Origin of the sequence: Oceanicaulis sp. MMSF_3324, assembly GCF_030733545.1 — a bacterium.
In the GTDB taxonomy this organism is placed as follows: Bacteria; Pseudomonadota; Alphaproteobacteria; order Caulobacterales; family Maricaulaceae; genus Oceanicaulis.
This window is the reverse complement of sequence record NZ_JASHIU010000006.1, coordinates 12,900-36,624: the sequence shown is the minus strand read 5'-3', so window position 1 is coordinate 36,624 and position 23,725 is coordinate 12,900. Positions and strand designations below refer to the sequence as shown.

Annotated in this window: 23 protein-coding genes; 4 read left to right on the top strand and 19 right to left on the bottom strand. The window is 62.5% G+C overall.

Annotation, left to right across the window (positions count from 1 at the left end):
- Positions 1-11 precede the first annotated feature (11 nt).
- On the top strand, positions 12-953 hold the full coding sequence (locus RBA95_RS07485) for a DMT family transporter (protein WP_306016236.1): 942 nt from the start codon (positions 12-14) through the stop codon (positions 951-953).
- On the opposite strand, the gene RBA95_RS07480 is transcribed toward RBA95_RS07485, so the two are convergent.
- The 19 genes from RBA95_RS07480 to RBA95_RS07390 form a co-directional block, all read right to left on the bottom strand.
- A complete protein-coding gene (locus RBA95_RS07480; protein WP_306016235.1) occupies positions 950-1,306 on the bottom strand; it encodes a DUF1467 family protein in 357 nt (118 codons plus the stop codon). The two genes, RBA95_RS07485 and RBA95_RS07480, sit on opposite strands and share 4 nt — an antisense overlap.
- Complete coding sequence (gene mce / locus RBA95_RS07475; protein WP_306016234.1) at positions 1,303-1,743, bottom strand: methylmalonyl-CoA epimerase; 441 nt, start codon at positions 1,741-1,743, stop codon at positions 1,303-1,305. Before mce ends, RBA95_RS07480 begins: the two co-directional genes overlap by 4 nt.
- Before the next feature lie 17 nt (positions 1,744-1,760).
- On the bottom strand, positions 1,761-3,431 hold the full coding sequence (locus RBA95_RS07470) for a ribonuclease J (RefSeq protein ID WP_306016233.1): 1,671 nt from the start codon (positions 3,429-3,431) through the stop codon (positions 1,761-1,763).
- On the bottom strand, positions 3,428-4,222 hold the full coding sequence (locus RBA95_RS07465; RefSeq protein WP_306016232.1) for a type III pantothenate kinase: 795 nt from the start codon (positions 4,220-4,222) through the stop codon (positions 3,428-3,430). The genes RBA95_RS07470 and RBA95_RS07465 overlap by 4 nt, the downstream gene beginning before the upstream one ends.
- A gap of 23 nt (positions 4,223-4,245) precedes the next feature.
- A complete protein-coding gene (locus RBA95_RS07460; RefSeq protein WP_306016231.1) occupies positions 4,246-4,995 on the bottom strand; it encodes a biotin--[acetyl-CoA-carboxylase] ligase in 750 nt (249 codons plus the stop codon).
- Positions 4,985-6,436, bottom strand: coding sequence for an NADH-quinone oxidoreductase subunit NuoN (gene nuoN, locus RBA95_RS07455; RefSeq protein ID WP_306016230.1), 1,452 nt, complete (start codon positions 6,434-6,436; stop codon positions 4,985-4,987). Before nuoN ends, RBA95_RS07460 begins: the two co-directional genes overlap by 11 nt.
- Positions 6,437-6,448: 12 nt before the next feature.
- Positions 6,449-7,999 (bottom strand): NADH-quinone oxidoreductase subunit M, encoded by a 1,551-nt coding sequence (locus RBA95_RS07450; RefSeq protein WP_306016229.1) that lies wholly within the window; start codon positions 7,997-7,999, stop codon positions 6,449-6,451.
- Positions 8,000-8,005: 6 nt separating this feature from the next.
- Complete coding sequence (nuoL, locus tag RBA95_RS07445; protein WP_306016228.1) at positions 8,006-10,144, bottom strand: NADH-quinone oxidoreductase subunit L; 2,139 nt, start codon at positions 10,142-10,144, stop codon at positions 8,006-8,008.
- Positions 10,145-10,153: 9 nt separating this feature from the next.
- Positions 10,154-10,465 carry an NADH-quinone oxidoreductase subunit NuoK gene (gene nuoK / locus RBA95_RS07440; protein WP_009800975.1) on the bottom strand — a complete coding sequence of 104 codons (312 nt, stop codon included), beginning with the start codon at positions 10,463-10,465 and terminating at the stop codon, positions 10,154-10,156.
- On the bottom strand, positions 10,465-11,073 hold the full coding sequence (locus RBA95_RS07435) for an NADH-quinone oxidoreductase subunit J (RefSeq protein WP_306016226.1): 609 nt from the start codon (positions 11,071-11,073) through the stop codon (positions 10,465-10,467). The genes nuoK and RBA95_RS07435 overlap by 1 nt, the downstream gene beginning before the upstream one ends.
- A gap of 103 nt (positions 11,074-11,176) precedes the next feature.
- Entirely contained in the window at positions 11,177-11,665 is a 489-nt protein-coding gene (gene nuoI, locus RBA95_RS07430) for an NADH-quinone oxidoreductase subunit NuoI (protein WP_009800977.1), read from the bottom strand.
- A gap of 17 nt (positions 11,666-11,682) precedes the next feature.
- Positions 11,683-12,750: an NADH-quinone oxidoreductase subunit NuoH gene (nuoH, locus tag RBA95_RS07425; RefSeq protein ID WP_306016224.1), complete on the bottom strand. Its 1,068-nt coding sequence runs from the start codon at positions 12,748-12,750 to the stop codon at positions 11,683-11,685.
- Between the two features lie 8 nt (positions 12,751-12,758).
- Positions 12,759-14,858, bottom strand: coding sequence for an NADH-quinone oxidoreductase subunit NuoG (gene nuoG / locus RBA95_RS07420; protein WP_371933599.1), 2,100 nt, complete (start codon positions 14,856-14,858; stop codon positions 12,759-12,761).
- A 21-nt stretch (positions 14,859-14,879) separates the two neighbouring features.
- Positions 14,880-16,187, bottom strand: coding sequence for an NADH-quinone oxidoreductase subunit NuoF (nuoF, locus tag RBA95_RS07415; RefSeq protein ID WP_306016222.1), 1,308 nt, complete (start codon positions 16,185-16,187; stop codon positions 14,880-14,882).
- 3 nt (positions 16,188-16,190) lie between these two features.
- A complete protein-coding gene (gene nuoE / locus RBA95_RS07410; RefSeq protein ID WP_306016220.1) occupies positions 16,191-17,231 on the bottom strand; it encodes an NADH-quinone oxidoreductase subunit NuoE in 1,041 nt (346 codons plus the stop codon).
- The gene (locus RBA95_RS07405) at positions 17,228-18,418 is read right to left on the bottom strand and encodes an NADH-quinone oxidoreductase subunit D (RefSeq protein WP_306016219.1); all 1,191 of its coding nucleotides are present in this window, start codon (positions 18,416-18,418) and stop codon (positions 17,228-17,230) included. Before RBA95_RS07405 ends, nuoE begins: the two co-directional genes overlap by 4 nt.
- A 5-nt stretch (positions 18,419-18,423) precedes the next feature.
- A complete protein-coding gene (locus tag RBA95_RS07400) occupies positions 18,424-19,038 on the bottom strand; it encodes an NADH-quinone oxidoreductase subunit C (protein WP_306016218.1) in 615 nt (204 codons plus the stop codon).
- 24 nt (positions 19,039-19,062) lie between these two features.
- Complete coding sequence (locus RBA95_RS07395; protein ID WP_156776067.1) at positions 19,063-19,662, bottom strand: NADH-quinone oxidoreductase subunit B family protein; 600 nt, start codon at positions 19,660-19,662, stop codon at positions 19,063-19,065.
- Positions 19,632-19,997: an NADH-quinone oxidoreductase subunit A gene (locus tag RBA95_RS07390; protein WP_306016217.1), complete on the bottom strand. Its 366-nt coding sequence runs from the start codon at positions 19,995-19,997 to the stop codon at positions 19,632-19,634. The genes RBA95_RS07395 and RBA95_RS07390 overlap by 31 nt, the downstream gene beginning before the upstream one ends.
- Before the next feature lie 332 nt (positions 19,998-20,329).
- Between RBA95_RS07390 and RBA95_RS07385 the strand changes: the two genes are divergently transcribed.
- From RBA95_RS07385 to RBA95_RS07375, 3 genes are read left to right on the top strand one after another with little or no spacing between them, the layout of a single operon-like run.
- Positions 20,330-21,796 carry an efflux RND transporter periplasmic adaptor subunit gene (locus RBA95_RS07385; protein WP_306016216.1) on the top strand — a complete coding sequence of 489 codons (1,467 nt, stop codon included), beginning with the start codon at positions 20,330-20,332 and terminating at the stop codon, positions 21,794-21,796.
- On the top strand, positions 21,793-22,476 hold the full coding sequence (locus RBA95_RS07380; RefSeq protein WP_306016214.1) for an ABC transporter ATP-binding protein: 684 nt from the start codon (positions 21,793-21,795) through the stop codon (positions 22,474-22,476). The genes RBA95_RS07385 and RBA95_RS07380 overlap by 4 nt, the downstream gene beginning before the upstream one ends.
- A complete protein-coding gene (locus tag RBA95_RS07375; RefSeq protein ID WP_306016213.1) occupies positions 22,473-23,723 on the top strand; it encodes an ABC transporter permease in 1,251 nt (416 codons plus the stop codon). The genes RBA95_RS07380 and RBA95_RS07375 overlap by 4 nt, the downstream gene beginning before the upstream one ends.
- Positions 23,724-23,725: the final 2 nt, after the last annotated feature.

Here is a 23,725-nt window from a genome sequence, read left to right as displayed (position 1 = left end):
GAGACCCGTTCATGAGCGACCCATCCGAGACCGCCAATTCCAACAGTTCGAAAAGCCTGACGATTGCTCGGCTGTTTTCCGGCATGGCCATGTTCGGTTCGGCGACGCCGGTCAGCAAGATTGTCACCCAGGCCGCCCCGGTCTTTATCGCATCGCTGTTCCGGGTCGGGCTGGGCGCGCTCTTCCTGGCCCCGGCCGCCTGGTTCAAGCGCGACCAGATCACCAGCATCAATCGGGGCGACTGGATCCGCATCGGCCTGATTGCTTTGTTCGGCATGGTCGGCTTTTCCGCCTTCATGTTGTACGGGATGCGCCTGGCATCTGGCGTGACGGGCGCGATCGTGATGAGCACGACGCCCGCCGTTACGGCCGCGGCGTCCATGATGTTCCTGGGCGAACAGGGCAGCTGGCGCAAATTCTCCGCTATCGCCCTCGCCGTTCTGGGTGTGCTGATCCTGCAGCTGGGCGCATCGCTCAATGAAACCGAAGGCGCGTTGCTGGGCGGGGCCCTGGTCTTTGCTGCAGTGTGTTGCGAGAGCACCTACACGCTGGTGGGCAAGACCCTGACCAAATCCATCGACCCGCTACTGGTGACCTTTCTCGCCTCGGCGCTCTCCATCCCGCTCTTCATCCCGTTCGCGATCTGGCAATGGTCCAGCTTCACACCCGCAGAGTTTGACGCCGGGGTGTGGACCGCTCTGATCTGGTACGGGATCGGCACCCTCGCACTTGGCAGCTGGCTCTGGTACGCGGGCGTTCAGAAGGCCGAAGGCTCGACGGCCGCCGCCTTCATGGGCGTCATGCCAGTATCTGCGCTCGTCCTGTCCTACATTCTGTTGGGCGAGGCGTTCCGCTGGATCCATCTTGCGGGCTTTCTCACCGTCTTCCTCGGCGTGCTGCTGATGAGCTGGGAACACGCCTCGATGTCGGAAGACCCGTCAGACGCCGATTAGCCGTACTCCACGAAGGTCGGGCCCCAAGGCATGGAATCCAGGCTGATCAGTCCGAATTCGAGAATGCAGAACAGGACGAGCCAGACCATGCCGGCGAGTACGGCGGCGAGCCACATCTTTTCCTTGATGCGCGGCGTGATCGGCGCGCCCGGCTCTGAGCCTTCAACCACGTCGCCATCCTCGAACTGGCCGCGCACCTTGAGCGGCAGCGAGCCCAGAAACAGCATCCACCAGGAAATGAGATAGATCACGACGCCGGTGACGATGCCCACGCCGCGGTCAGGCAGAAAGCCCTGCGCGATCCAGACCACGAAGACGAAGCCCAGAAGGGTGTATTCCGCATATCGTCTCAATGACCGCCCTCGCCTTCGTAAAGCGCCGGGTCCTGCATCAACTCGACCAGAACGCCGCCGGTATCCTTGGGGTGAACGAAAATCACCGGCACGCCATGAGCGCCGATATAGGGCTCGCCTGTCCCCAGCACGCTGGCGCCCCGCTCCACCATAGCGTCGCGGGCTTTGACGATATCGGCCACCTCAAAGCACATGTGGTGCTGGCCGCCCTTGGGGTTCTTCTCGAGGAATTTGTGGATCGGGCTTTGGTCCCCCAAGGGCTCGATCAGCTCGATCTGCATGTTCGGCAGGGTCACGAACACCACGCGCACGCCCAGATGCGGGAAATCCATGGCCTCGGTGCGATCTGTGACGCCATAAAGGTCGGCATAAACCTGAGCCGCCGCTTCGACATCCGGCGTGGCCACGCCCACATGGTTCAAACGTCCGAGCTTCATGTTGGTCACTCCCCAAATCAAACGGTCAGAATGATGGCTTCCACATGGGGTTTCTTGCCCCAGATGCGACTGGCCTCGCGCCGCACGCCCCGGCGAATGGCTTCTTCCACCGCGCCCGCATCACGACGATCACGACGATCCAGGCGCTTGAACGCGGCCTCCGCAGCATCCGCCAGATCATCCAGGAAGTCATCGAGATCATATTGATAGGTCGACGCCACACCCATGGCGCGCACGTCGATCCCCGACACCAGATTGCCGTCCGCCAGCACGGCGGCCACCGTCAGATGCCCGTTATAGGCCATGCGTCGGCGTTCCTTGATGGACTCGGCATCGGCTGGAACGATGAAATTGCCATCCACATGGAGCCGCCCCGCCGGCGCTTCGTCGACAATCGACGCGCCGTCCTGGGTGATGCGGATAATGGAGCCATTGCGCGGCACAATGGCGTTGGGCACCTGAAGCTCGCGCGCCAGCTCGGCGTGCTCCACCAGATGGCGATACTCGCCATGGACCGGGATCGCGGTCTTGGGCTTGGCCCAGGCGTACATCTGACGCAGCTCGTCACGGCACGGATGGCCGGAGACGTGAATATGCTCGTCGCGCTCGGTGATGATGTCCACGCCGCGCTCGGCCAGCTTGTTCATCAGATCAAAGATGCCGCGCTCATTGCCCGGAATGATCCGGGAGGAGAAAATCACGCTGTCGCCCTTGTTCAGGGTGACATTGCGATGGGAGCCCTCGGCGATGCGCGACAGGGCCGCCCGCGGCTCGCCCTGCGAACCGGTGCACAACAACAGCACCTTGTCGGGCGGGAAATAGCCGATTTCCTCTTCCTCGATGAAGGGCTGGCAATCGGCGAGAAGCCCCACCGCTTTCGCCGCCTGGGTCATGCGGTGCATGGAGCGCCCCACAAGACAGACGCGGCGCCCATTGGCTTCACCCGCACGGATCGCGGTCTCGAGCCGGGCGACATTGGACGCAAAAGCGGCGATGGCGACGCGGCCTTCCTGCTGGCCCACGAGCTCGATCAGATTGTCGCGCACATCGGATTCAGACCCGGATTCGCCTTCGGTGAAGACATTGGTGCTGTCACACACCATCGCCATCACGCCTTCCTCGCCCGCCGCTTCCAGAGCGGCGACATCGGTGGACTTGCCAATCAGCGGGTCGGGGTCGATCTTCCAGTCCCCGGTATGCAGAACTGTGCCGACCGGGGTGCGGATGATCAGCCCGTTGGGTTCGGGGATGGAGTGGGTCAGCGTAACAAGCTGCATGTCGAACGGGCCCAGCTCGAACCGTGAATGCAGGCCGATCTCGTGCAGCACCGCCTCGCCCAGCAGGCCGTGCTCGGCCAGACGGTCCCGCATCAGCCAGGCCGTAAACGGCGTGGCGTAGATCGGACACTCCAGCTCTCGCCACAGATGCGCCACCGCGCCCATATGGTCCTCGTGGGCGTGGGTCAGCACAATGCCCAGAAGCTGGTGCTTGCGCTCAACGATGAAGCGCGGGTCCGGGGTGATGATATCGACGCCCGGAGTCGTCAGATCGCCAAAGGTCACGCCGCAATCGACGATGATCCATTTGCGGTCTTCCTCGGGTCCGAACCCGTACAGGTTCAGGTTCATCCCGATTTCACCCGAACCGCCGAGCGGTACGAAATACAGCGCGTTGTCGTCCTGGCTCATGATGCAGACGCCCCTTCGCCCTGAGGCGCATTGCGTTTCCAGATTTCCAGGAGCCCCCGCATGGTCAGGTCGGGATCATAATGGTCGATGGTCCGGGCCGCTCCCTCGAACAGGGAGACGACGCCGCCAGTTGCAATAACAGTCATAGGCTGGCCGTACTCGTCTTTGAGCCGCGTCACAAGCCCGTCGATGAGATCGACATAGCCCCAGAACACGCCCGATTGCATGGCGCCGACGGTATCAGTGCCCATAACCCGTTGAGGTTTCTCGATGGCGATGCGCGGCAGCCGGGCGGCTGCCTGGTGCAGCGCCTGCATGGACAGATTGATGCCCGGCGCGATGATGCCGCCTTCAAAATCGCCGTCCGCTGAGACGACGTCGAAGGTGGTGGCGGTGCCGGAGTCCACGATGATCATGGCCCCGTCATAGACGACGCGGCCGCCAAGCGCGTTCACCAGACGGTCTGCGCCCGCCTCTTCGGGGCGCGGCAGGTTCACCCCCACGCCCAGGTCCACATGCGCATCCCCCACCACGACCGGCTCCGAGCCGATATAGCGCCGCGCCAGATTGCGCAGGTTGAACAGCGATTGCGGCACCACGGAAGAGATCACGCACCCCTTCAAGTCTTCCAGGCTAAGCCCCTGAAGCTGAAGCAGTTGCTGCAACCAGACTGCATACTCGTCGGCTGTGCGTGTGGAATAGGTGGCGGTGCGCCATTGCGCGCGCCAGCCCGCGCCGTCATGCACCGCGAACAGGGTGTTGGTGTTGCCGCAATCAATCGCGAGAAGCATGTCGGGCTCCAGGAGGCGGCGCGTCAGGACGAGGCGCCGGGGAAAAACACATCACCCGCGGAAATAAAGCGCCGTCCGCCATCTTTCAAATCAAGACGCAGAGAGCCATCCGGTCCCAGATCGGCGAACACGCCTTCCAGAGTCTCGTGATCCAGTCGGACAACGCAGCGCTCTCCCAGGCCGTGCACGCGGGACAGCCAGGCTTCGCGGATCGGGTTGAACCCGTCCTGCGCCCAGCGATTGAGCCAATGGTCGAACCGTCGGGACAGGCGCTCGGCGGCGGCGTCCACCGCGATCTCTCCACCCTGAGCTCGCAGATCAGTCGCGGGGCGTTCAGAATCTTCGGGGTGATGGGCCAGATTGACGCCTATTCCAATCGCCAGCCACAACCCACCGCGAGCGTGCTGACCGGATTCCAGCAAGATGCCGCTGATCTTGCGCCCTTCCACCAGAACGTCATTGGGCCATTTCAGGCGTACGCGCTCGGGATCGAGGACGCTGGCGCACACATCACCCACCGCCAGCGCCGCCGCGAAGGAGAGCTGGGCGGCTCGGGCCGGATCGCAATCAAGCCGGTACAAGCCTGTGGTGAAGAGATTGCCGGTCTTCGAAGCCCAGGGTCGCCCGCGTCGGCCGCGACCGCTGCTCTGGCGGCGCGCAACGATCCATTTCGGACCGGTTGCGCCCGCAAGAGCCTGACGCTTGGCCTCCTCATTGGTGGAGTCCAGCGTGTCATAATACGCGATGGGCAGGTCCGGCGTGCTAGCCGCCAATGCCCGCCCCGGCGTTCACCACAAGGGCGATGATGATGCCCACGACCGGCATGGAGACCGCGATCAAGGCCGCAATGCGGGAAATGATCGCTGCGCCCGTGGGCGCCGGCAGGAAGTCGCCGCTCGGCTCATCAAACCAGATCACCTTGATGACGCGCAGATAGTAGGCGATCGAGATGGTGGAGAAGATCACCGCCAGGATGACCAGCCAGATGAGGCCCGCCTGTACGGCGGCATAGAACACGAAAAGCTTGCCGAAGAAGCCGATCATGAAAGGCATGCCGCCAATGGAGAACATCAGCGCGGTCATCGACCAGGCGAGCGCCGGACGGGTCTGGGACAGGCCGGCGAGATCCTCGATCCGCTCGACCATGCCTTCGGACCGACGCATGGACAGGATGACGGCGAATGCGCCGGCGACGCCGATCACATAAAGCGTCATGTAGAACAGGACCGACCACAGGCCGAGCGCGGTGCCAGCCGACAGGCCCACCAGCACATAGCCCATATTGCCAATGGAGGAGTAGCCCATCAGGCGCTTGATGTTCGATTGCATCAGCGCGCCGAAGGAGCCGAACGCCATCGACAGCACCGCCATCACCATGGTGATTTGCTGCCATTGCTCGGTCATGGGGCCGAACGGCTCCATGAGCACCCGCGCCAGCAGCACCATGGCGGCCAGCTTGGGCGCCGTGGCGAAGAAGGCCGCGACCGGCGTGGGCGCGCCTTCATAAACGTCCGGGGTCCACATGTGGAACGGCGCGGCGGAAATCTTGAACGCCAGCCCCGCGACCACGAAGACGAGCCCGAAGACCAGGCCCAGATTCTGGGAGCCTTCAGCCGCAGCGACCGCAATGGCGTCAAAGCTGGTGGAGCCGGAGAAGCCGTAGACCAGCGACGCGCCATACAGCAGCAGGCCCGAGCTGAGCGCGCCCAGCACGAAGTATTTCAGGCCCGCCTCGGACGCCCGCAGGGAGTCCCGGTTGAACGCCGCCAGCACGTATAGCGCCAGCGATTGCAGTTCGAGACCCAGATAGAGGGTGATCAGGTCATTCGCGGACACCATGAAGCTCATGCCGAGCACGGCGAGCGTCACAAGCACCGGGTATTCGAAACGGGCCAGCTGTTCCGCACGCAGATACTGGCCGGCCAGCACCAGCGCCACGGCGCCGGCGAGATAGACGACCGTCTTGGCGTACATGGCGAAGGAATCGAGCACGAAAGCGCCGTGGAAGGCGGTTCCGCCCGGCCCTTGCGCCATCCAGACCGACAGACCGGCGGTGACCACCAGAAGCGCGGTCGCCAGCGTCATGATGCGTTGGGCCGCCTTGGCCTCGCCCTTGGTGTACACCCCGATCAGCAAAAGCGCCATGGCGCCGACGGCGAGCACAAGCTCCGGTGTCAGCAGTTGAAGGTCAGCGAGCAGCGTCGAAACAGTCATGTCCTGTCCTTGCTAGTGCGCAGCGGTTTCAGCCGGAGCGGCGGTGGCGGCGACGGGCGCCTCCACCGGCTGCGCGGACTGGTATTGCTGAATGAGTTGGTCAACAGAGGCGCGGGTGGTGTCCGTGATCGGCGTCGAGAAGAAGCCGAAATACACCGCCAGCACGGCCAGAACGCCGAGATTGATCCACTCCCGGGCATTGAGGTCGGTCGCGGTCTCGAGCTTGGGATTGGTGATGACGCCGAAAACGACCTTCTTGTAGGCGACCAGCATGTAGACCGCCGAGAAGATCACGCCGAGCGCGGCGCCGGCCGCGACCCGCGGATCCACCTGGAAGGCGCCCGTCATGGTCATGATCTCGCCGATGAAGCCCGACGTGCCCGGCAGGCCCACATTGGCCATGGCGAACAGGCCGAACACGGCGGCGTAGACCGGCATCTTGTGCACCAGACCGCCGTAGAAGGAGATCTCGCGAGTGTGGAAGCGGTCATAGATCACACCGATGCACAGGAAGAGCGCGGCGGAGATCACGCCGTGGCTGAGCATCTGGAAGATCGCGCCCTGAACCCCGAGCTCGGTCATCGTGAAGATGCCCAGGGTCACGAAACCCATGTGCGCCACGGAGGAATAGGCGATCAGCTTCTTGATGTCGGTCTGGCGGAAGGCGATCAGCGAGGTGACCACGATCGCGATGATCGACAGGACGAACACCATGGGCGCGAAGAATTCGCTGGCGTTCGGGAACATCGGGATCGAGAAGCGCAGGAAGCCGTAGCCGCCCAGCTTCAGCAAGATGCCCGCCAAGATCACGGACCCCGCCGTGGGGGCCTGCACGTGGGCGTCGGGCAGCCAGGTGTGCACCGGCCACATCGGCATCTTCACCGCAAACGAGGCGAAGAAGGCCAGCCAGAGCCAGGTCTGCAGATCCCGGGCGAACGGATGCGCCAGAAGCACTTCGATGTCGGTCGTGCCCACCTGGGTGAACATCACGATCATCGCGGCCAGCATCAGCACCGAGCCAAGGAAGGTGTAGAGGAAGAACTTGAACGCCGCATAGATCCGGTTCTGACCGCCCCAGACGCCGATGATCAGGAACATCGGGATCAGTGAGCCTTCAAAGAAGATGTAGAACAGGAACATGTCGAGCGCGCAGAACACGCCGATGACAAGCGTTTCCAGTAGCAGGAAGGCGGCCATGTAATCGGCGACGCGCTTTTCCAGCTTCCAGCTCGACAGGATGCAGATCGGCAGAAGGAACGCCGTCAGCACCACGAAGAGCACGGAGATGCCGTCCACGCCCATCTTGTAGGAAATGCCGAGCGCCGGCAGCCAGGGCAGGCTTTCCACGAACTGGAAGCCCGCCTGTCCGGCGTCAAACTCAACGAGCATGACCAGCGACAGGGCGAAGACGAAGAGCGTCACGAACAGCGCGATGCCCTTGGCGTTCCGGTCCAGCACTGCGCCTTCCTCGCTGCGCATCAGGGCGCGCAGCAGAAGAATGGCGACCGCCCCGAGGGCCGGCAGGAAAGTGATGGCGGAGAGGATGGGAAGTTGACCCAGCATGAGACCCTACGCTCCAGCGCCAGCGATCAGCCACAGGGCCAGTCCGAGGACCCCGATGAGCATCACGAATGCATAGTGATAGAGATAGCCGCTCTGCAGCTTGGCGATGCGGCGAGCCGAGGACAGCGCCGTGGCGGCGATGCCGTTCGGGCCCAGCCCGTCAATGACCTTCTGGTCGCCGAACTTCCAGAACACGTCACCCAGCACGCGCGTCGCCCGAACGAAGGTGGCGTTGTAGATTTCATCCACATACCACTTGTTGGACAGGAAGCGATGCAGCGGGCCGTTGTTCGCCGCAATGCGACGCGGCAGCTCCGGATTGGCCATGTAGAAGTACCAGGCGAGCACGAAGCCGAACAGCGTCACCGCGAACGGGCTGAACAGCACCCAGGTCGGCGGATGGTGGCCATGATGCTCACCGTCTGCGCCTTCGCCATGATCATCGCCATGGGCGGCTTCAACAGCATGGTCTTGGGCCGCAGCCGCTTCGTCTTCGGACATGGCCGCTTCCAGCGACGCGGATTCCGCCTCGCTCAACTCGACGCCATGCTCATCAGCGTGTGACTGGCCATAGTCCTCGACCAGATGACCGTAATTGCCGACGGCGTACGGTCCGGGCGGCAGGCTTTCTTCCCAGAAGGTCAGTGCGCCCTTGCCCACGAAGTCCGACTTGAACGCCGCGCCGGCGAACAGCGCGCCCACGGCCAGAAAGACCAGCGGGATGATCATGACCGGGCCGCTCTCATGGGCGTGCTTGAGCACTTCAGGCTCGCCCCGATGCTTGCCATGGAAGGTCATGAAGATCAGACGCCAGGAATAGAAGCTGGTCAGACCCGCTGCGATCACGCCAATCCAGAAGGCGAACATGCCGAAGGCGACGCCGTCCTGGCCCATCATGAAGGCTTCCTCGATGATCATGTCCTTCGAGTAGAAGCCCGCAAAACCGATGCCCAGCAGCGGAATGCCCACGCCGGTCAGGGCCAGCGTGCCGATGATCATCATGATCCAGGTGATCGGCAGCAGCTTGTAGATGCCGCCCATATTGCGCATGTCCTGCTCTTCATGCAGGCCGTGAATGACCGAGCCTGCGCCCAGGAACAGCAGCGCCTTGAAGAAGGCGTGTGTGAACAGGTGGAACATGGCTGCGGAATAGAGGCCAAGGCCCGCCGCGAAGAACATGTAGCCCAGCTGCGAACAGGTGGAGTAGGCGATCACGCGCTTGATGTCGTTCTGCGCCAGCCCCACGGTTGCGGCGAACAAAGCCGTCGTCGCGCCGATAAAGGTGATGAAGGCCGAGGTGTTGGGCGCGAGCTCGAAAATGCCGTGCGCGCGGCACACCAGGAATACGCCGGCGGTCACCATGGTGGCGGCGTGGATCAGGGCGGACACCGGCGTCGGGCCTTCCATCGCGTCCGGCAGCCAGACGTGCAGGAAGAACTGGGCCGATTTGCCCATGGCGCCAATGAACAGCAGGAAGGCGATCAGTTCGAGCGCCTGGAAGTTGACGCCGAAGAAGCCGATCGTTTCCTCCGCCATGGCCGGAACCTGGGCGAAGACTTCGTCAAACTGCAGCGAGCCGAACACCAGATAGATGGCCATGATGCCGAGCGCGAGACCGAAATCGCCTACGCGGTTGGTCACGAACGCCTTGATGGCGGCGCTGGTGGCGCTGTCTTTCTGGTACCAGAAGCCGATGAGCAGGTAGGAGGCCAGCCCCACGCCTTCCCAGCCGAAGAACATCTGGATGAAATTGTCCGCAGTCACCAGCGACAACATCGCAAAGGTGAAGAGCGACAGATAGGCGAAGAACCGGGCCCGGTGCGGATCATGGGACATGTAGCCCCACGAATAGACGTGCACCAGCGAGGACACCGAGGTGATCACGACCAGCATGACCGCTGACAGGGTGTCCAGGCGGATCGCCCAGTTGATCTCGAAATTGCCCACCGCCATCCATTGCGCCAGCTCGATGGTGCGCGCATTGCCGCCTACCGTCACGTCAAAGAAGATCGCGACGGAGCACAATGCAGCGGCGATGGTGGCGCCGGTGGTGATGATCTGGGCCAGACGATCCCCGATCTGCTTTTGCAGCAGACCGGCGATGGCGGCAGCCAGAAGCGGGGCGAAGACGACGATATAAGCCATGACCGTGCGCTAGCCCTTCATCAGGTTGACGTCGTCAACCGCGATGTCGCCGCGGTTGCGGAAGAAGACGACGAGGATGGCGAGACCGACGGCCGCTTCAGCCGCAGCGACGGTCAGGATGAACATGGCGAACACCTGGCCGGTGAGGTCTCCGAGATGGGCGGAGAAAGCGACCATGTTGATGTTCACCGACAAGAGAATGAGCTCGATCGACATCAGGAGGATGATGACGTTCTTGCGGTTCACGAAGATCCCGAACACGCCGATGGTGAACAGGATCGCCGCCAGGGCGAGATAATGACCCAATCCGATTTCAAGCATCAGCCAATCCCCTCGCCGCTCTTGATGTCGACGATTTCAACGGAGTCCTCACGCTTGCGGTTGACCTGGGCGTGCATGTCCTGACGCTTCACGCCATCGCGATGGCGCAGGGTGAGAACGATGGCCCCGATCATGGCGACCAGCAGCACAAGGCCCGCCAGCTGGAAGAACAGGACGTAGCGGTCGTAGATGAGCGCCCCGAGCGCGGCGACATTGGTCATGTCCTCCGGCGTCGGTGATTGCAACGCGCTGGTCGCGCTGTCCGCGCTGACCCAGCCCAGACCCGTCGTCGCCAGGATGCCGGCCAGCGCGATCGCGACCAGCCCGCCCAGCGGCGCATGGGAGATGAAACCTTCCTTGAGCTGGGCGAAGTCGATGTCGAGCATCATCACCACGAACAGGAAGAGCACCGCAACCGCGCCCACATAAACGATGACCAGGATCATCGCCAGGAACTCGGCCCCGAGAAGGACGAACAGCCCCGCCGCCGAGAAGAAGGCGAGGATCAGGAACAGGACCGCCCGGACCGGGTTTTTGGCGATCACCACCATCAAGGCGGAGATCACCGCGATCGCTGAGAGAATGTAGAAGGCCGCTGCTGACAGCACTGTTGCCCCCCTTGCGGGCGACGAGCGAGGCTCGCCGGACTGAGATCAAGTGGAGCCGGAGAGAATCCCCAGCCCCGGAATGGAGTCGCGCGCCGTAATAGCGTTAGCGGTAGCGCGCGTCGAGTTCGAGGTTCCGAGCGATTTCACGTTCCCAGCGATCACCGTTATCGAGGAGCTTCGCCTTGTCATAGTAAAGCTCTTCGCGGGTTTCGGTGGCGAACTCGAAGTTCGGGCCCTCAACGATGGCATCCACCGGGCACGCCTCCTGGCAGTAGCCGCAATAGATACATTTCGTCATGTCGATGTCGTAACGCGTGGTGCGGCGGGAGCCGTCAGCGCGCGGTTCGGCCTCGATGGTGATGGCCTGGGCCGGGCAAATCGCTTCGCACAGCTTGCAGGCGATGCAGCGCTCTTCGCCATTGGCGTAGCGGCGCAAGGCGTGCTGGCCACGGAAGCGCGGGCTCAGGCGTCCCTTTTCAAAGGGATAGTTGATGGTCGGCTTCTTGCGGAAGAAGTACCGCATGCCGAGTGCGAAAGCGCCCCAGAAGTCCATCAGGGCAGCGCCGCGCAGGGTTTGTGCAATCCGGCTCATGACAGATCCTTGGCCTCTTAACCAGCGTTCGAGTAGACGACGATCGCGCCCATCACGGCGACGGCGGCCAGCGAGGTCGGCAGGAAGATCTTCCAGCCCAGACGCATCAGCTGGTCATAGCGGTACCGGGGCACCAGCGCCTTGACCATGGCGAACATGAAGAAGAACAGAACAACCTTGATCGCGAACCAGAACACCGGCGGCACCCAGGTGAACGGCGCGAAGTCGAACGGCGCATGCCAGCCGCCCATGAACAGCACGGTCATGAGCGCGCACATCAGCACGATATTGAGGTATTCGCCGATCATGAACAGCAGGTACGGGGTGGAGGAGTATTCCACCTGGTAGCCGGCCACCAGTTCGGATTCCGCTTCAGGCAAGTCGAACGGCGGACGGTTGGTTTCCGCCAGCGCCGAGATGAAGAAGATCACGAACATCGGGATGGTGATCACGAAAGCCGGCCACGGGAACATGTCGAACGACAGAACGTGCCAGTTCCAGAATCCGCCGCCCTGCGCCTCGACAATGTCGGTCAGGTTCATGCTGCCCACCATCAACAGGACAGTGACGAGCACGAAACCGATGGAGACCTCGTAAGACACCATCTGCGCCGCCGAGCGCAGCGCGCCCAGGAAGGGATATTTCGAGTTGGACGCCCAGCCGCCGATGATGATGCCGTACACGCCCAGCGAGCTGATCGCGAAGATGTACAGGATGCCGACATTGAGGTCGGAGATCACCCAGCCCGGCGCCACCGGGATCACCGCCCAGGTAATGAAGGCGAAGACCAGCGTCATGAGCGGGGCCAGAATGAACAGCGGACGATCCGCGCCGGCGGGCACCACGATTTCCTTGAGCACGAACTTGATGAAGTCGGCGAAGGATTGCAGCAGGCCGAAGGCGCCGACCGTGTTCGGGCCCTTGCGCATCTGCACCGCAGCCCAGACCTTGCGGTCCATCAGCAGCAGGAAGGCCAGCGAGAGCAGCAGGACGACCATGAAAGCCAAAATCTGACTAAAGGTGCTGACCGACCACTGAACCCCAAAGGGTAATGAGCCCCACCAATCGGAAAGGAAGTTAAACATCGTGTCGCCTACTCCGCCGCTTGCAGGGTTTGCCGCGCCGTCGCCGCCGCAGCTGAGCATTCAGCCATGGTCTTGGATGCCCGGGAGATCGGGTTGGTAAAGTAGAAGTCTTCCACCGGGCTCTTGAACGGCGCATCGGACACATCGCCCGCCTCGCCCAGCTCGGCCGGTTTGAAGTCAGCCGCCGCCAGAGCGCCCGGCGCATGGTCGATCTGACCGAGGATCTCGTGGTCCGCGATCAGCTTGGCGCGCAGTGCGTTCAGGCTGTCATAAGGCAGCGTCTTGCCCAGACGGGCGGACAGGGCGCGGAAGATGGCCCAGTCCTCTTTCGCTTCGCCTTTGGGAAAGACGGCGCGTTCCGCCATCTGCACCCGGCCTTCGGTGTTCACATAAAGGCCCGGCTTCTCGGTGTAGGCAGCGGACGGCAGGATCAGGTCCGCGCGTTGCGCACCCTTGTCGCCGTGATGGCCCACATAGATCACGAAGGCCGAGCCCAGCTTGGCGGTATCGATCTCATCCGCGCCCAGAAGCACGACAGTTTCAACCTCGCCCAAAGACGCACCGTCGAGGATGGCGCCGGTGTCGCGACCGCCCTCACCCGGAATGAAGCCCAGATCCAGCGCACCGACACGGCTTGCCGCCGTGTGCAGGACGTTAAAGCCGTTCCAGCCATCCTTGACCGCGCCAATCTTGTCCGCCAGCTCACCCGCGGCCCGCAGCACCTGCGGACCGTCTTCACGGGCCAGAGCGCCTGCGCCCAGAATGATCATCGGGCGCTCGGCGTCCTTGAGAGTCTTGATGAAGCCCGAGCGCTTTCCGCCAAGGCTTGCAAGGTCAGAGGCGCCCTCACCCAGATGCGCATAGTCATAGGTCAGGTCATGGGCTTCGCCGATAACGCCGATCTCGCACTTGCCGGTCAGCCAGCGCTGACGGATGCGGGCGTTCATCACCGCGGCTTCCAAGCGCGGATTGGCGCCCACGATCAGAATGGCGTCGGCCTGATCAATCCCCTTGATGGTGGAGTTGAACAGATAGCTCTCGCGCGGCCCCGCGCCGAGCTTGGACCCGTCCTGGCGGGCATCGATAGAGGCCACGCCGATGGCGTCAAACAGAGACTTCGCGGCGTACAGACCTTCGACATCATTCATGTCGCCGGCGATGACGCCGATCTTGGAGGCGTCACCGGAGAGCTTCTCCTGGGCAATGGTCAACGCGTCATCCCAAGAGATCGGGGCAAGCTTGCCGTCCTTCTTGGCGAACGGGCGATCCAGACGCTGCCGGCCCAGGCCGTCCCACACGAAGCGGGATTTGTCGGAGATCCATTCCTCGTTCACGTCGTCATGCAGACGCGGCATGATGCGCAGCACGGCGCCGCCGCGACTGTCGACGCGGATGTTCGAGCCAAGCGCATCCATCACGTCGATGGTCTCGGTCTTGGTCAGCTCCCACGGACGCGCATTGAAGGCGTAAGGGCGAGAGGTCAGCGCGCCCACCGGGCACAGATCGATGACATTGCCCGACAGTTCGGACGTCATGGACTGTTCCAGATAGGTGGTGATCTCCATGTTCTCGCCACGGCCGATCGCGCCCAGTTCGGGCACGCCCGCGATCTCGGTGGAGAAGCGGACACAGCGCGTGCACTGGATACAGCGGGTCATCTCCGTCTTGATCAGCGGGCCCATGTATTTTTCTTCGACCGCGCGCTTGTTCTCGTCAAAGCGGGAACCGGAGCGGCCATAGGCCAGGGACTGGTCCTGAAGGTCGCACTCACCGCCTTGGTCACAGATCGGGCAATCGAGCGGGTGGTTGATCAGGAGGAACTCCATCACACCCTCGCGCGCCTTTTTCACCAGCGGGCTGAGCGTGCGCATTTGCGGCGGCTCGCCATTCGGCCCGCCGCGCATGTCACGCACCATGAAGGCGCAGGACGCGACCGGTTTCGGCGCGCCCACCAGCTCCACCAGGCACATGCGGCAATTGCCCGCCACCGACAGGCGCTCGTGATAGCAGAAGCGCGGAATTTCGCGGCCTGCCGCCTCGGACGCCTGCAGCAGGTTGTAATCGTTGGGGACGGTGACTTCCTCGCCGTCGATCACGATGGTGCGCAGATTATCAGACATGTCTGGTTCCTACTCCGCAGCCTGGGGCACGAACACCGGCTTGCCGGCGCGGTAGTTGTTGATGCGATCCTCGATCTCGCCGCGGAAATGGCGGATCAGACCCTGAACCGGCCAGGCCGCCGCATCACCGAGTGCGCAGATGGTGTGGCCTTCCACCTGGCCGGCCACATCCAGAAGATCGTCGATCTCGCTCGTCTCCGCTTCGCCGCGGGACATGCGATCGAGCACGCGCCACATCCAGCCGGTGCCTTCGCGGCACGGCGTGCACTGGCCGCAGCTCTCGTGCTTGTAGAAGTAAGAGATGCGCGCGATCGCTTTGACGAGATCGGTGGACTTGTCCATCACGATCACCGCCGCCGTGCCGAGGCCCGAACGGTGTTCCTTCAGGGCGTCGAAATCCATCAGGACGTCGTCACAAATCTCTTTGGGCAGCAGCGGTACAGACGAGCCGCCCGGAATGACCGCCTTGAGATTGTCCCAGCCGCCGCGCACGCCGCCGCAATGGGTTTCCAGAAGCGTCTTGAGCGGAATGCTCATCACTTCCTCGACATTGCACGGCGCATTCACATGGCCGGAAATGGAGAAGACCTTGGTGCCGGCATTGCCTTCGCGACCAAAGCTCGAGAACCAGTCTGCGCCGCGACGCAGAATGGTCGGCGCGACCGCTATGGATTCCACATTGTTCACGGTGGTCGGCGCGCCATAAAGACCCGCATTCGCCGGGAAAGGCGGCTTCAGGCGCGGCTGGCCCTTCTTGCCTTCAAGGCTTTCGAGCAGCGCGGTTTCCTCGCCACAGATGTAAGCGCCGGCGCCATGGTGGATATAAAGGTCGAAATCCCAGCCATGCACATTGTCCTTGCCGATCAGCTTGGCGTCATACGCCTCCTTGATGGCCGCTTCCATGCGCTCGAGCTCGAACTGGTATTCGCCCCGAATGTAGATGTAGCAAGCGTGCGCCTGCATGGCGAAAGACGCGATCAGGCAACCCTCGATCAGGGTCTGGGGATCATTGCGCATGATCTCCCGGTCCTTACAGGTGCCCGGTTCGGATTCGTCAGCGTTCACAACCAGATAGTGCGGACGCGCGCCCACTTCCTTGGGCATGAACGACCATTTCAGGCCCGTCGGGAAGCCGGCGCCGCCCCGACCGCGCAGGCCGGATTTCTTCATCTCGTCGATGATCCAGTCGCGGCCCTGCTCAAGGATTTCCTTGGTGGCGTTCCAATGACCGCGCTGCTTCGCCCCTTCCAGGCGCCAATCATGGCGGCCATAGAGGTTGGTGAAGATCCGGTCCTTATCCTGCAAAAGCTGGGTCATGGATTACCCTTCCGCCTTGCCGGCCAGGTCTTTGGCCTGGTCGATCCAGTTATCGCGCTCGATCCGGCCGCGCAGCTTCAGCGCAGCATCGACCCAGGCCACCTCTTCAGCCGACCAGCTTGCGATCTGGCTGAAATGATAAACACCCGCATCGTTCAGCGAGGCTTCCAGTTTCGGCCCAAGCCCTGACAGTTTTTTCAGGTCATCAGCCTGGCCCTTGGGCGCATCAAGAAGCTCAGGCTTCTTGCCCGCTCCGGAATCTGCGGCAACGCCCTTGGGCGCGGGAGACTTCACCTTCGCCTTGGGCTTGGCCTTCATCTCCGCGCTTTTTTCCTGCGGCTTGGAGGGCTCAGGCGTGCGCGGGTCGTTGTCGTTGCTCTTCGGCGTGTTGGGCAGCTTGATCTTCTTGGCGCGTGAGCCGTCATAGAGGCTCTCATCCACCAGCGTCTTGACGGTCGCCTCGGTCGGCTCCGAACAGGAACGACCGGAGATCGGCCCCGCCTTCACATCCTTGCCGGCCCGCAGGTCGTCGAGCATCTGCTCGAGCGCTTCGGGCGTGAGATCTTCGTAATAGAGGTCGCCCTCGGTGTTGGAGATCTGAACCATCGGCGCATTGGCGCACGCGCCCAGGCATTCGACTTCTTCCCAGGCCAGCGCGCCGTCCGAAGAGACATGCTCGCGGCCCTTCTTGCCGATCTTCTTCTCGCACACGGCCTTCAGCTCGTCCGCGCCGCGCAGCCAGCACGGGGTTGTGCCGCACACCTGGATCAGGTGTTTGCCGGTCTGTTCGAGATTGAACATGGTGTAGAAGGTCGCCACTTCGTACACGCGGATATACGGCATGCCGCAGCGTTCCGCGATTTCACGCATGGCGGGCTCTGACACCCAGTTTTCCTGCTTCTGGGCAATCCACAACAACGGGATGACCGCCGAAGCCTTGCGATCTTCAGGATATTTGGCGAGCCAGAATTTGACCTTGGCTTCGCTCGACTTGGTGAAGGCGAAGCTGTCGGGTTGCTCGGCGGCGATGCGACGCGCGCTCATCGGTCAATCTCCCCGAACACGATGTCGAGAGAGCCCAGGATTGCAGACACGTCCGCAAGCATGTGGCCCTTGTTCAGATGGTCCATGGCCTGAAGGTGCGCAAAACCGGGCGCACGGATCTTCAGACGATACGGTTTGTTGGTGCCGTCGCCGATCAGATAGACGCCGAACTCGCCCTTGGGCGCTTCCACGGCGGCATAGGCCTGACCCTCAGGCACGTGAACGCCCTCGGTGTAGAGCTTGAAGTGCTGGATCAACGCTTCCATGGAGCGCTTCATCTCGGCGCGGCGCGGCGGCGCGAACTTGGTGTCCACCGGCAGTACGTCGCCCTGGTTCTCCTCACGGGAGAGCCAGTCGCAGCACTGCTTCATGATCTTCACGGACTCGCGCATTTCTTCCATGCGGCACAGATAGCGATCATAGTTGTCGCCGTTCTTGCCCAGCGGCACCTGGAATTCGAGCTCGTCATAGACCTCGTAGGGCTGCGAACGACGCAGATCCCAGGCCAGGCCCGAACCGCGCACCATCACGCCAGAAAAGCCCCATTCCAGCGCTTCCTGCTTGGACACCACGCCGATATCGACGTTACGCGCCTTGAAGATGCGGTTCTCGGTCAGAAGCGTCTCGAGATCGTCCACATGCTGCGGGAACTGCTCGCACCAGTCGACGATGTCGTCGATCAGCTCTTGCGGCAGATCCTGATGCACTCCGCCCGGGCGGAAATAGTGGGCGTGCAAGCGTGCGCCGGAGGCGCGCTCGTAAAAGCCCATCAGCTTCTCACGCTCTTCAAAGCCCCACAGCGGCGGGGTCAGCGCCCCCACGTCCATGGCCTGAGTTGTGACATTGAGCAAATGGTTCAGGATGCGGCCGATTTCAGAGTACAGGACGCGCACATAGGCGGCGCGCTTGGGCACGGGAATGCCGGCGAGCTTCTCGATCGCCAGGCAGAAGGCGTGCTCCTGGTTCATCGGCGCCACATAGTCGAGGCGGTCGAAATAGCCGATGCCCTGAAGATAGGTCTTGTGCTCGAGCAGTTTCTCGGTGCCGCGATGCAGAAGGCCGATGTGCGGGTCAACGCGCTCGACGACTTCGCCATCCAGCTCCAGCACCATGCGCAGCACGCCGTGCGCGGCGGGGTGCACCGGGCCGAAATTGATCGTGAAATTGCGGATATCGGTTTCAGCCATGACGATTACGCCTTCCCTTCCGCTTTCTCATCGCCGGGCAGCACGTATTTCGCGCCTTCCCAGGGGCTGAGGAAGTCAAAGTCACGGTATTCCTGGACCAGCTCGACCGGCTCGTAGACCACGCGCTTCTGCTCGTCGTCATAGACGACCTGGTTGAAGCCCGACAGCGGGAAGTCCTTGCGCAGCGGATGACCGTGGAAACCATAATCGGTCAGGATGCGGCGCAGATCCGGATGGTGGTTGAACAGGATGCCATACATGTCGAAGGCTTCGCGTTCGAACCAGTTCGCCGCCGGGAACAGCTCGACCACCGAATCCACCGGCGTGTCCTCATCGGTGCTCAGCACCACGCGGATGCGCTGATTCAGATGCATGCTCAGCATGTGATAGACGACGTCGAACCGGTCGGTCCGCGACGGCCAGTCCACGCCGCACACATCAATCAGCGTCGTGAACCGGCACAGCGCATCATCGCGCAGGAACCGCAGCACCTTCACCACGCGATCGCGGTGAATGGTCAGGGTCAGTTCCTCGTAGGCGACGTCCACGCTGCGGACGTCATCACTCAGCGCAGCAGAAATATGCGCGCCCAGTTCAGTCATCGTTTCGGTCTTGCTCATAAGAGCGTCTCCTAAACGGGCGCCTTAGCGCTCAATCGAGCCTTCGCGGCGAATTTTCTTCTGAAGCTGCAGGATGCCGTAGACCAGCGCTTCGGCGGTCGGCGGGCAGCCCGGCACATAGATGTCGATCGGCACGATCCGGTCACACCCACGCACGACAGAATAGGAATAGTGATAGTAACCGCCGCCATTGGCGCAGCTGCCCATCGAGATGACATAGCGCGGCTCGGGCATCTGGTCGTAGACCTTGCGAAGCGCCGGAGCCATCTTGTTGGTCAGGGTGCCCGCCACGATCATGACGTCGGACTGGCGGGGCGAGCCGCGCGGCGCAGCGCCCAGACGCTCCACGTCATAGCGCGGCATGGAGGCTTGCATCATCTCCACGGCGCAACAGGCCAGGCCAAAGGTCATCCACATCAGCGAGCCGGTGCGCGCCCAGGTGATCAGGTCATCAGCAGCGGCGACCAAGAAGCCCTTGTCGGCAAGCGCATCGCTGACGCCGTCAAAGAACGGGTCATGCTTCTTCGGGTCGTAATGCGGGGTCTTGGCCGTAGCGGCGGATCCCGCCGGAACAATCAGGTCAGACATGTGCCCTACTCCCAGTCCAGCGCGCCTTTGCGCCATTCATACAGAAAGCCCACCGTGAGAACCCCCAGGAAGACCATCATCGACCAGAAGGCGGCGACGCTGCCTTCAAAGATCGGGAAGAGCCAAGGGAACAGGAAGGCGACCTCGAGGTCGAAGATGATGAACAGGATCGCCACCAGATAGAAACGCACGTCGAATTTCATCCGCGCGTCATCAAAGGCGTTGAAGCCGCATTCATACGTGGAGACCTTTTCCGGGTCGGGATCAGACGGCGCCAACACGAAGGCGGCGAGAATGAACGCCAGGCCCAGCCCGGCGGCTATGCCCAGAAAGATCAGGATCGGCAGATATTCCAACAGGAGCGCGTTCATGTGAGGTCGCACCCTTCCCCGCATCAAGATGGCCAAATGGACCAGTGATTCCGTTTTGCGTATCCGGCCATATAAATCCGAACAAACGCTTGCCCACTGAATCTCCGGTCGCGGTTGGGGCGGAAGCTAGTCTTCTGACCGCCTGCTCGCAAGCTGAAAGCTCCGCCCAAATGCGGTCTAAAGCGGGGAAAACACGGGTATATTTGCAAACGCTTCGCAATCGCGAAGCTAAATCTGTCATCTGTTTCATTTTCTCCAACAGATCAGACCGTGATACGGCGTATCTGATGTGAATTGGCGCAGACGCGCCAGGATTTCGCCAGGGGCACAACGTGACACGCATTCTATACGCAGGCGGGGCGGTGATCGTCGCCGTCGCATTGATATGGTTTCTCTTTTTCCGCGGCGGCGCAGCTGCAACAGGTGACCTGATCATCGAAACCTCCGCTGCCGAGCCGCGCGACATTTCCCGAATCGTTTCGTCCTCCGGCGCCATTGCGCCGCTGGTGACGGTCGAGGTCGGCTCTCAGCTTTCAGGCCAGATCCTCGAGCTTCAGGCCGATTTCAATGATCAGGTCTCTTCAGGGGACCTGCTGGCGCGAATCGATCCCCAGACATTTGAGACCCGCGTCGAAGAGGCGCAGGCTTCATTGGAAGTCGCCAGCGCCCAGGTTGTGGTCGCCGAAGCGAATCTGGAGCGCGCGCGCGTCGATCTGGAAGTGTCTCAACGCAGCTTTGACCGCGCCCAGGAGCTGGTGCAGCGTGGCACCTATTCCGCCGCCCAATACGACACTGCGGAATCAGCCCTCGCCGCAGCCAATGCGGCGCTACTCGTCGCCCGGGCCAATCTGCGCAACGCCCGCGCCAGCGAACTGCAGCGTCGCGCCTCTCTTGAGAGCGCCGAAGTGGATCTGGAACGCACCTTTATCCGCTCCCCGATCGAAGGCGTTGTGATTGATCGTCAGATCGATGAAGGCCAGACCGTGGCCGCCTCCTTCAACGCCCCCGTGCTCTTTCTGATCGCGCAGGACCTGTCGCGTATCCAGATCGAGGCGGAAATCGATGAAGCGGACATTGGCCAGATTGCCGAAGGTCAGACCGTCACCTTCGATGTGGACGCTTATCCCAATCGTGAGTTCGCCGGCGAAGTCACCCAGGTGCGCCTTGCCGCAACCAACGAAGCCAACGTGGTGACCTATACGGTGGTCATCCAGGCAGACAATCCGGGCCAGCGTCTGCTGCCGGGCATGACCGCGAACGTCTCCATCGTTACAGGCGAAGTCGAGGGCGCCCTGTCGGTTCCCAACGCCGCCCTGCGCTTCACCCCGCGCGGCGCGGCCGAAGCGCTGGTTGAGGTCAATGAAGCCGAACAGAGCGGACGTCGCCAAGGCGGCGGTACGGCAATGATTGACCGGCTGGCTGAAGAGCTCGAATTGTCCGATGACCAACGCGATGACGTTGAACGGGTGATGCGGGAAACCTTCCAGCAGATGCGGGCCCAGTTCCAGAACCCGGCCCCCGGCGCGCCACGTCCCAATCCGCAAGCGCTGATCCGGCGCGCCCTGTCCGGCGTTCTCACAGCAGACCAGATGGCCCGCTATGACGCATTAAGCGAAGAACGCGCCCAGCAGCGCGAAGAGGTGCGGCGCGGCTCGATCTGGATCGAGACCGAGGATGGTCGCCTGCAAGAGCGTCCTGTCGGCATCGGCCTGTCGGATGGCCAATTCACCCAGGTTATCGGACCGGCGCTGAGCGAAGGCGATCGTGTCGTCACCCGCGTGCGTGAGAGCGCCGGATGACCGACGCCCTGATCAAGGCCCGCAAGCTGACCCGCGTCTATACGCTGGGCGGCGGTGATGTTCATGCCCTTGCTGGCGTGGATTGCGATATCCAGGCGGGGGAATACGTCGCGATCATGGGACCGTCCGGTTCGGGAAAATCCACCTTCATGAACATGGTGGGCGCGCTCGACCGGCCCAGCTCGGGCGATCTCATCATTGGCGGTGAATCGCTGTCCGGCCTGAGCCCGGACGAGCTGGCCGATTTTCGCAATCGCAAGGTTGGTTTCGTGTTCCAGCAGTTCAATTTGCTGCCCCGGACCACGGCGCTCGACAATGTGGCGCTGCCGCTTCTGTATCGCGGCATGGGACCCAAGGCCCGCCAGGAGCGCGCAGCCGAATGTCTGCGCATGGTGGGGCTTGGCGAACGGATGGATCACCATCCATCCCAGCTGTCTGGTGGACAGCAACAACGTGTCGCCATTGCAAGAGCGCTGGCGGGCAAACCCTCCATCCTGCTGGCGGACGAACCGACCGGGGCTCTCGACAGCCAGACCACGATCGAGGTGCTCGACATTCTCGATCAGCTGAACGCCGAGGGCATCACCATCATTCTCGTCACCCACGAAGACGAGGTGGGCGCACGGGCCCGTCGCCGGATCTGGTTCCGCGACGGCCTGATCGTGGAGGACAGCCAATGAACATGATGGCGGCGATCGGGGTTGCTCTGACAGCCCTGCGTGTGAATGCACTGCGCAGTTTCCTGGCCATTCTGGGTGTGATCTTCGGCGTCATGGCGGTGATCACGACAGTCTCACTGGCCGATGGCGCGAGCCAGGCGGTGCAGGAGCAGATCTCATCTCTGGGATCAAATTCGCTCAATATCCGCGCCGGCTCCAACAGTCGCGGAGGGCGGCGGGGCGGCGCCGGCAGCGGCACGCCGTTCTCCTCTGACGATGTGGATGCGATCCGCAATCAGGTCGACGTCATCGTCGCCGCATCCGGCACGGTGGACGGCTCGGTCACTGCGGTGGTGGACGGCGTGAACTGGCCGACTCAGATCAGCGGCGTGCATCCCGATTATCTGGAGATCCGCGACTGGACGATGGCGGACGGACGCATGTTCTCCGTCGTCGATGTGGAGCGCAGCAATCGCGTCGCCGTGCTGGGTCAGACCGTCGCGGAAGAGCTGTTTCCGTCCGGCGGCGCCCTGGGCGCCTTCATCCGTCTGAACGGCCAACCTTTCGAGGTCATCGGCATTCTGTCAGAGCGCGGTCAGTCCAGCTTCGGCCAGGACCAGGATGACCTGATCATGGCGCCGGTCTCCACCGTACGCACCCGTGTGGTCGGCTATGCCCGTGCCGGGGTTCGCGATCCGGTCCAGCGCATCTGGGTGAAAGTGGCCGCCGGCGAAGACATGGACTACGCCACGGCCGAGCTCGAGAACTTCCTGCGCATTCGTCGGGGCATTGATCCAGGTGAGGATGACGACTTCCAAGTGCGCAACTTCGCAGAGTTCATTACCGCCTTCCGGGCGACAGAGACCGTCATGGGCCTGCTTTTGGCCGTGGCCGGCCTGATCACGCTCATTGTCGGCGGCATCGGCATCATGAACGTCATGCTGGTGTCGGTCACCGAACGCACGCGGGAAATCGGCCTCAGGCTCGCCATCGGGGCGCGCCGAGCCGACATTCGCAACCAGTTCCTGATCGAGTCCGTGGTGCTGTGCTCCGTCGGCGGCGTGCTGGGGCTTCTGTTTGGACTGGGACTTGCGCTGAGCATTGAACAATTCGCGCCGGCTCTGGGCGTGAACCTCAATGTCGCGGTGAAACCCACGATAGCGCTGGTCGCGATCGGCGCTTCCACGGTGGTGGGCGTCCTGTTTGGCTTCTATCCCGCCCACCAAGCCAGCCGGCTCGACCCGATCACGGCCCTGCGTCACGAATAAAA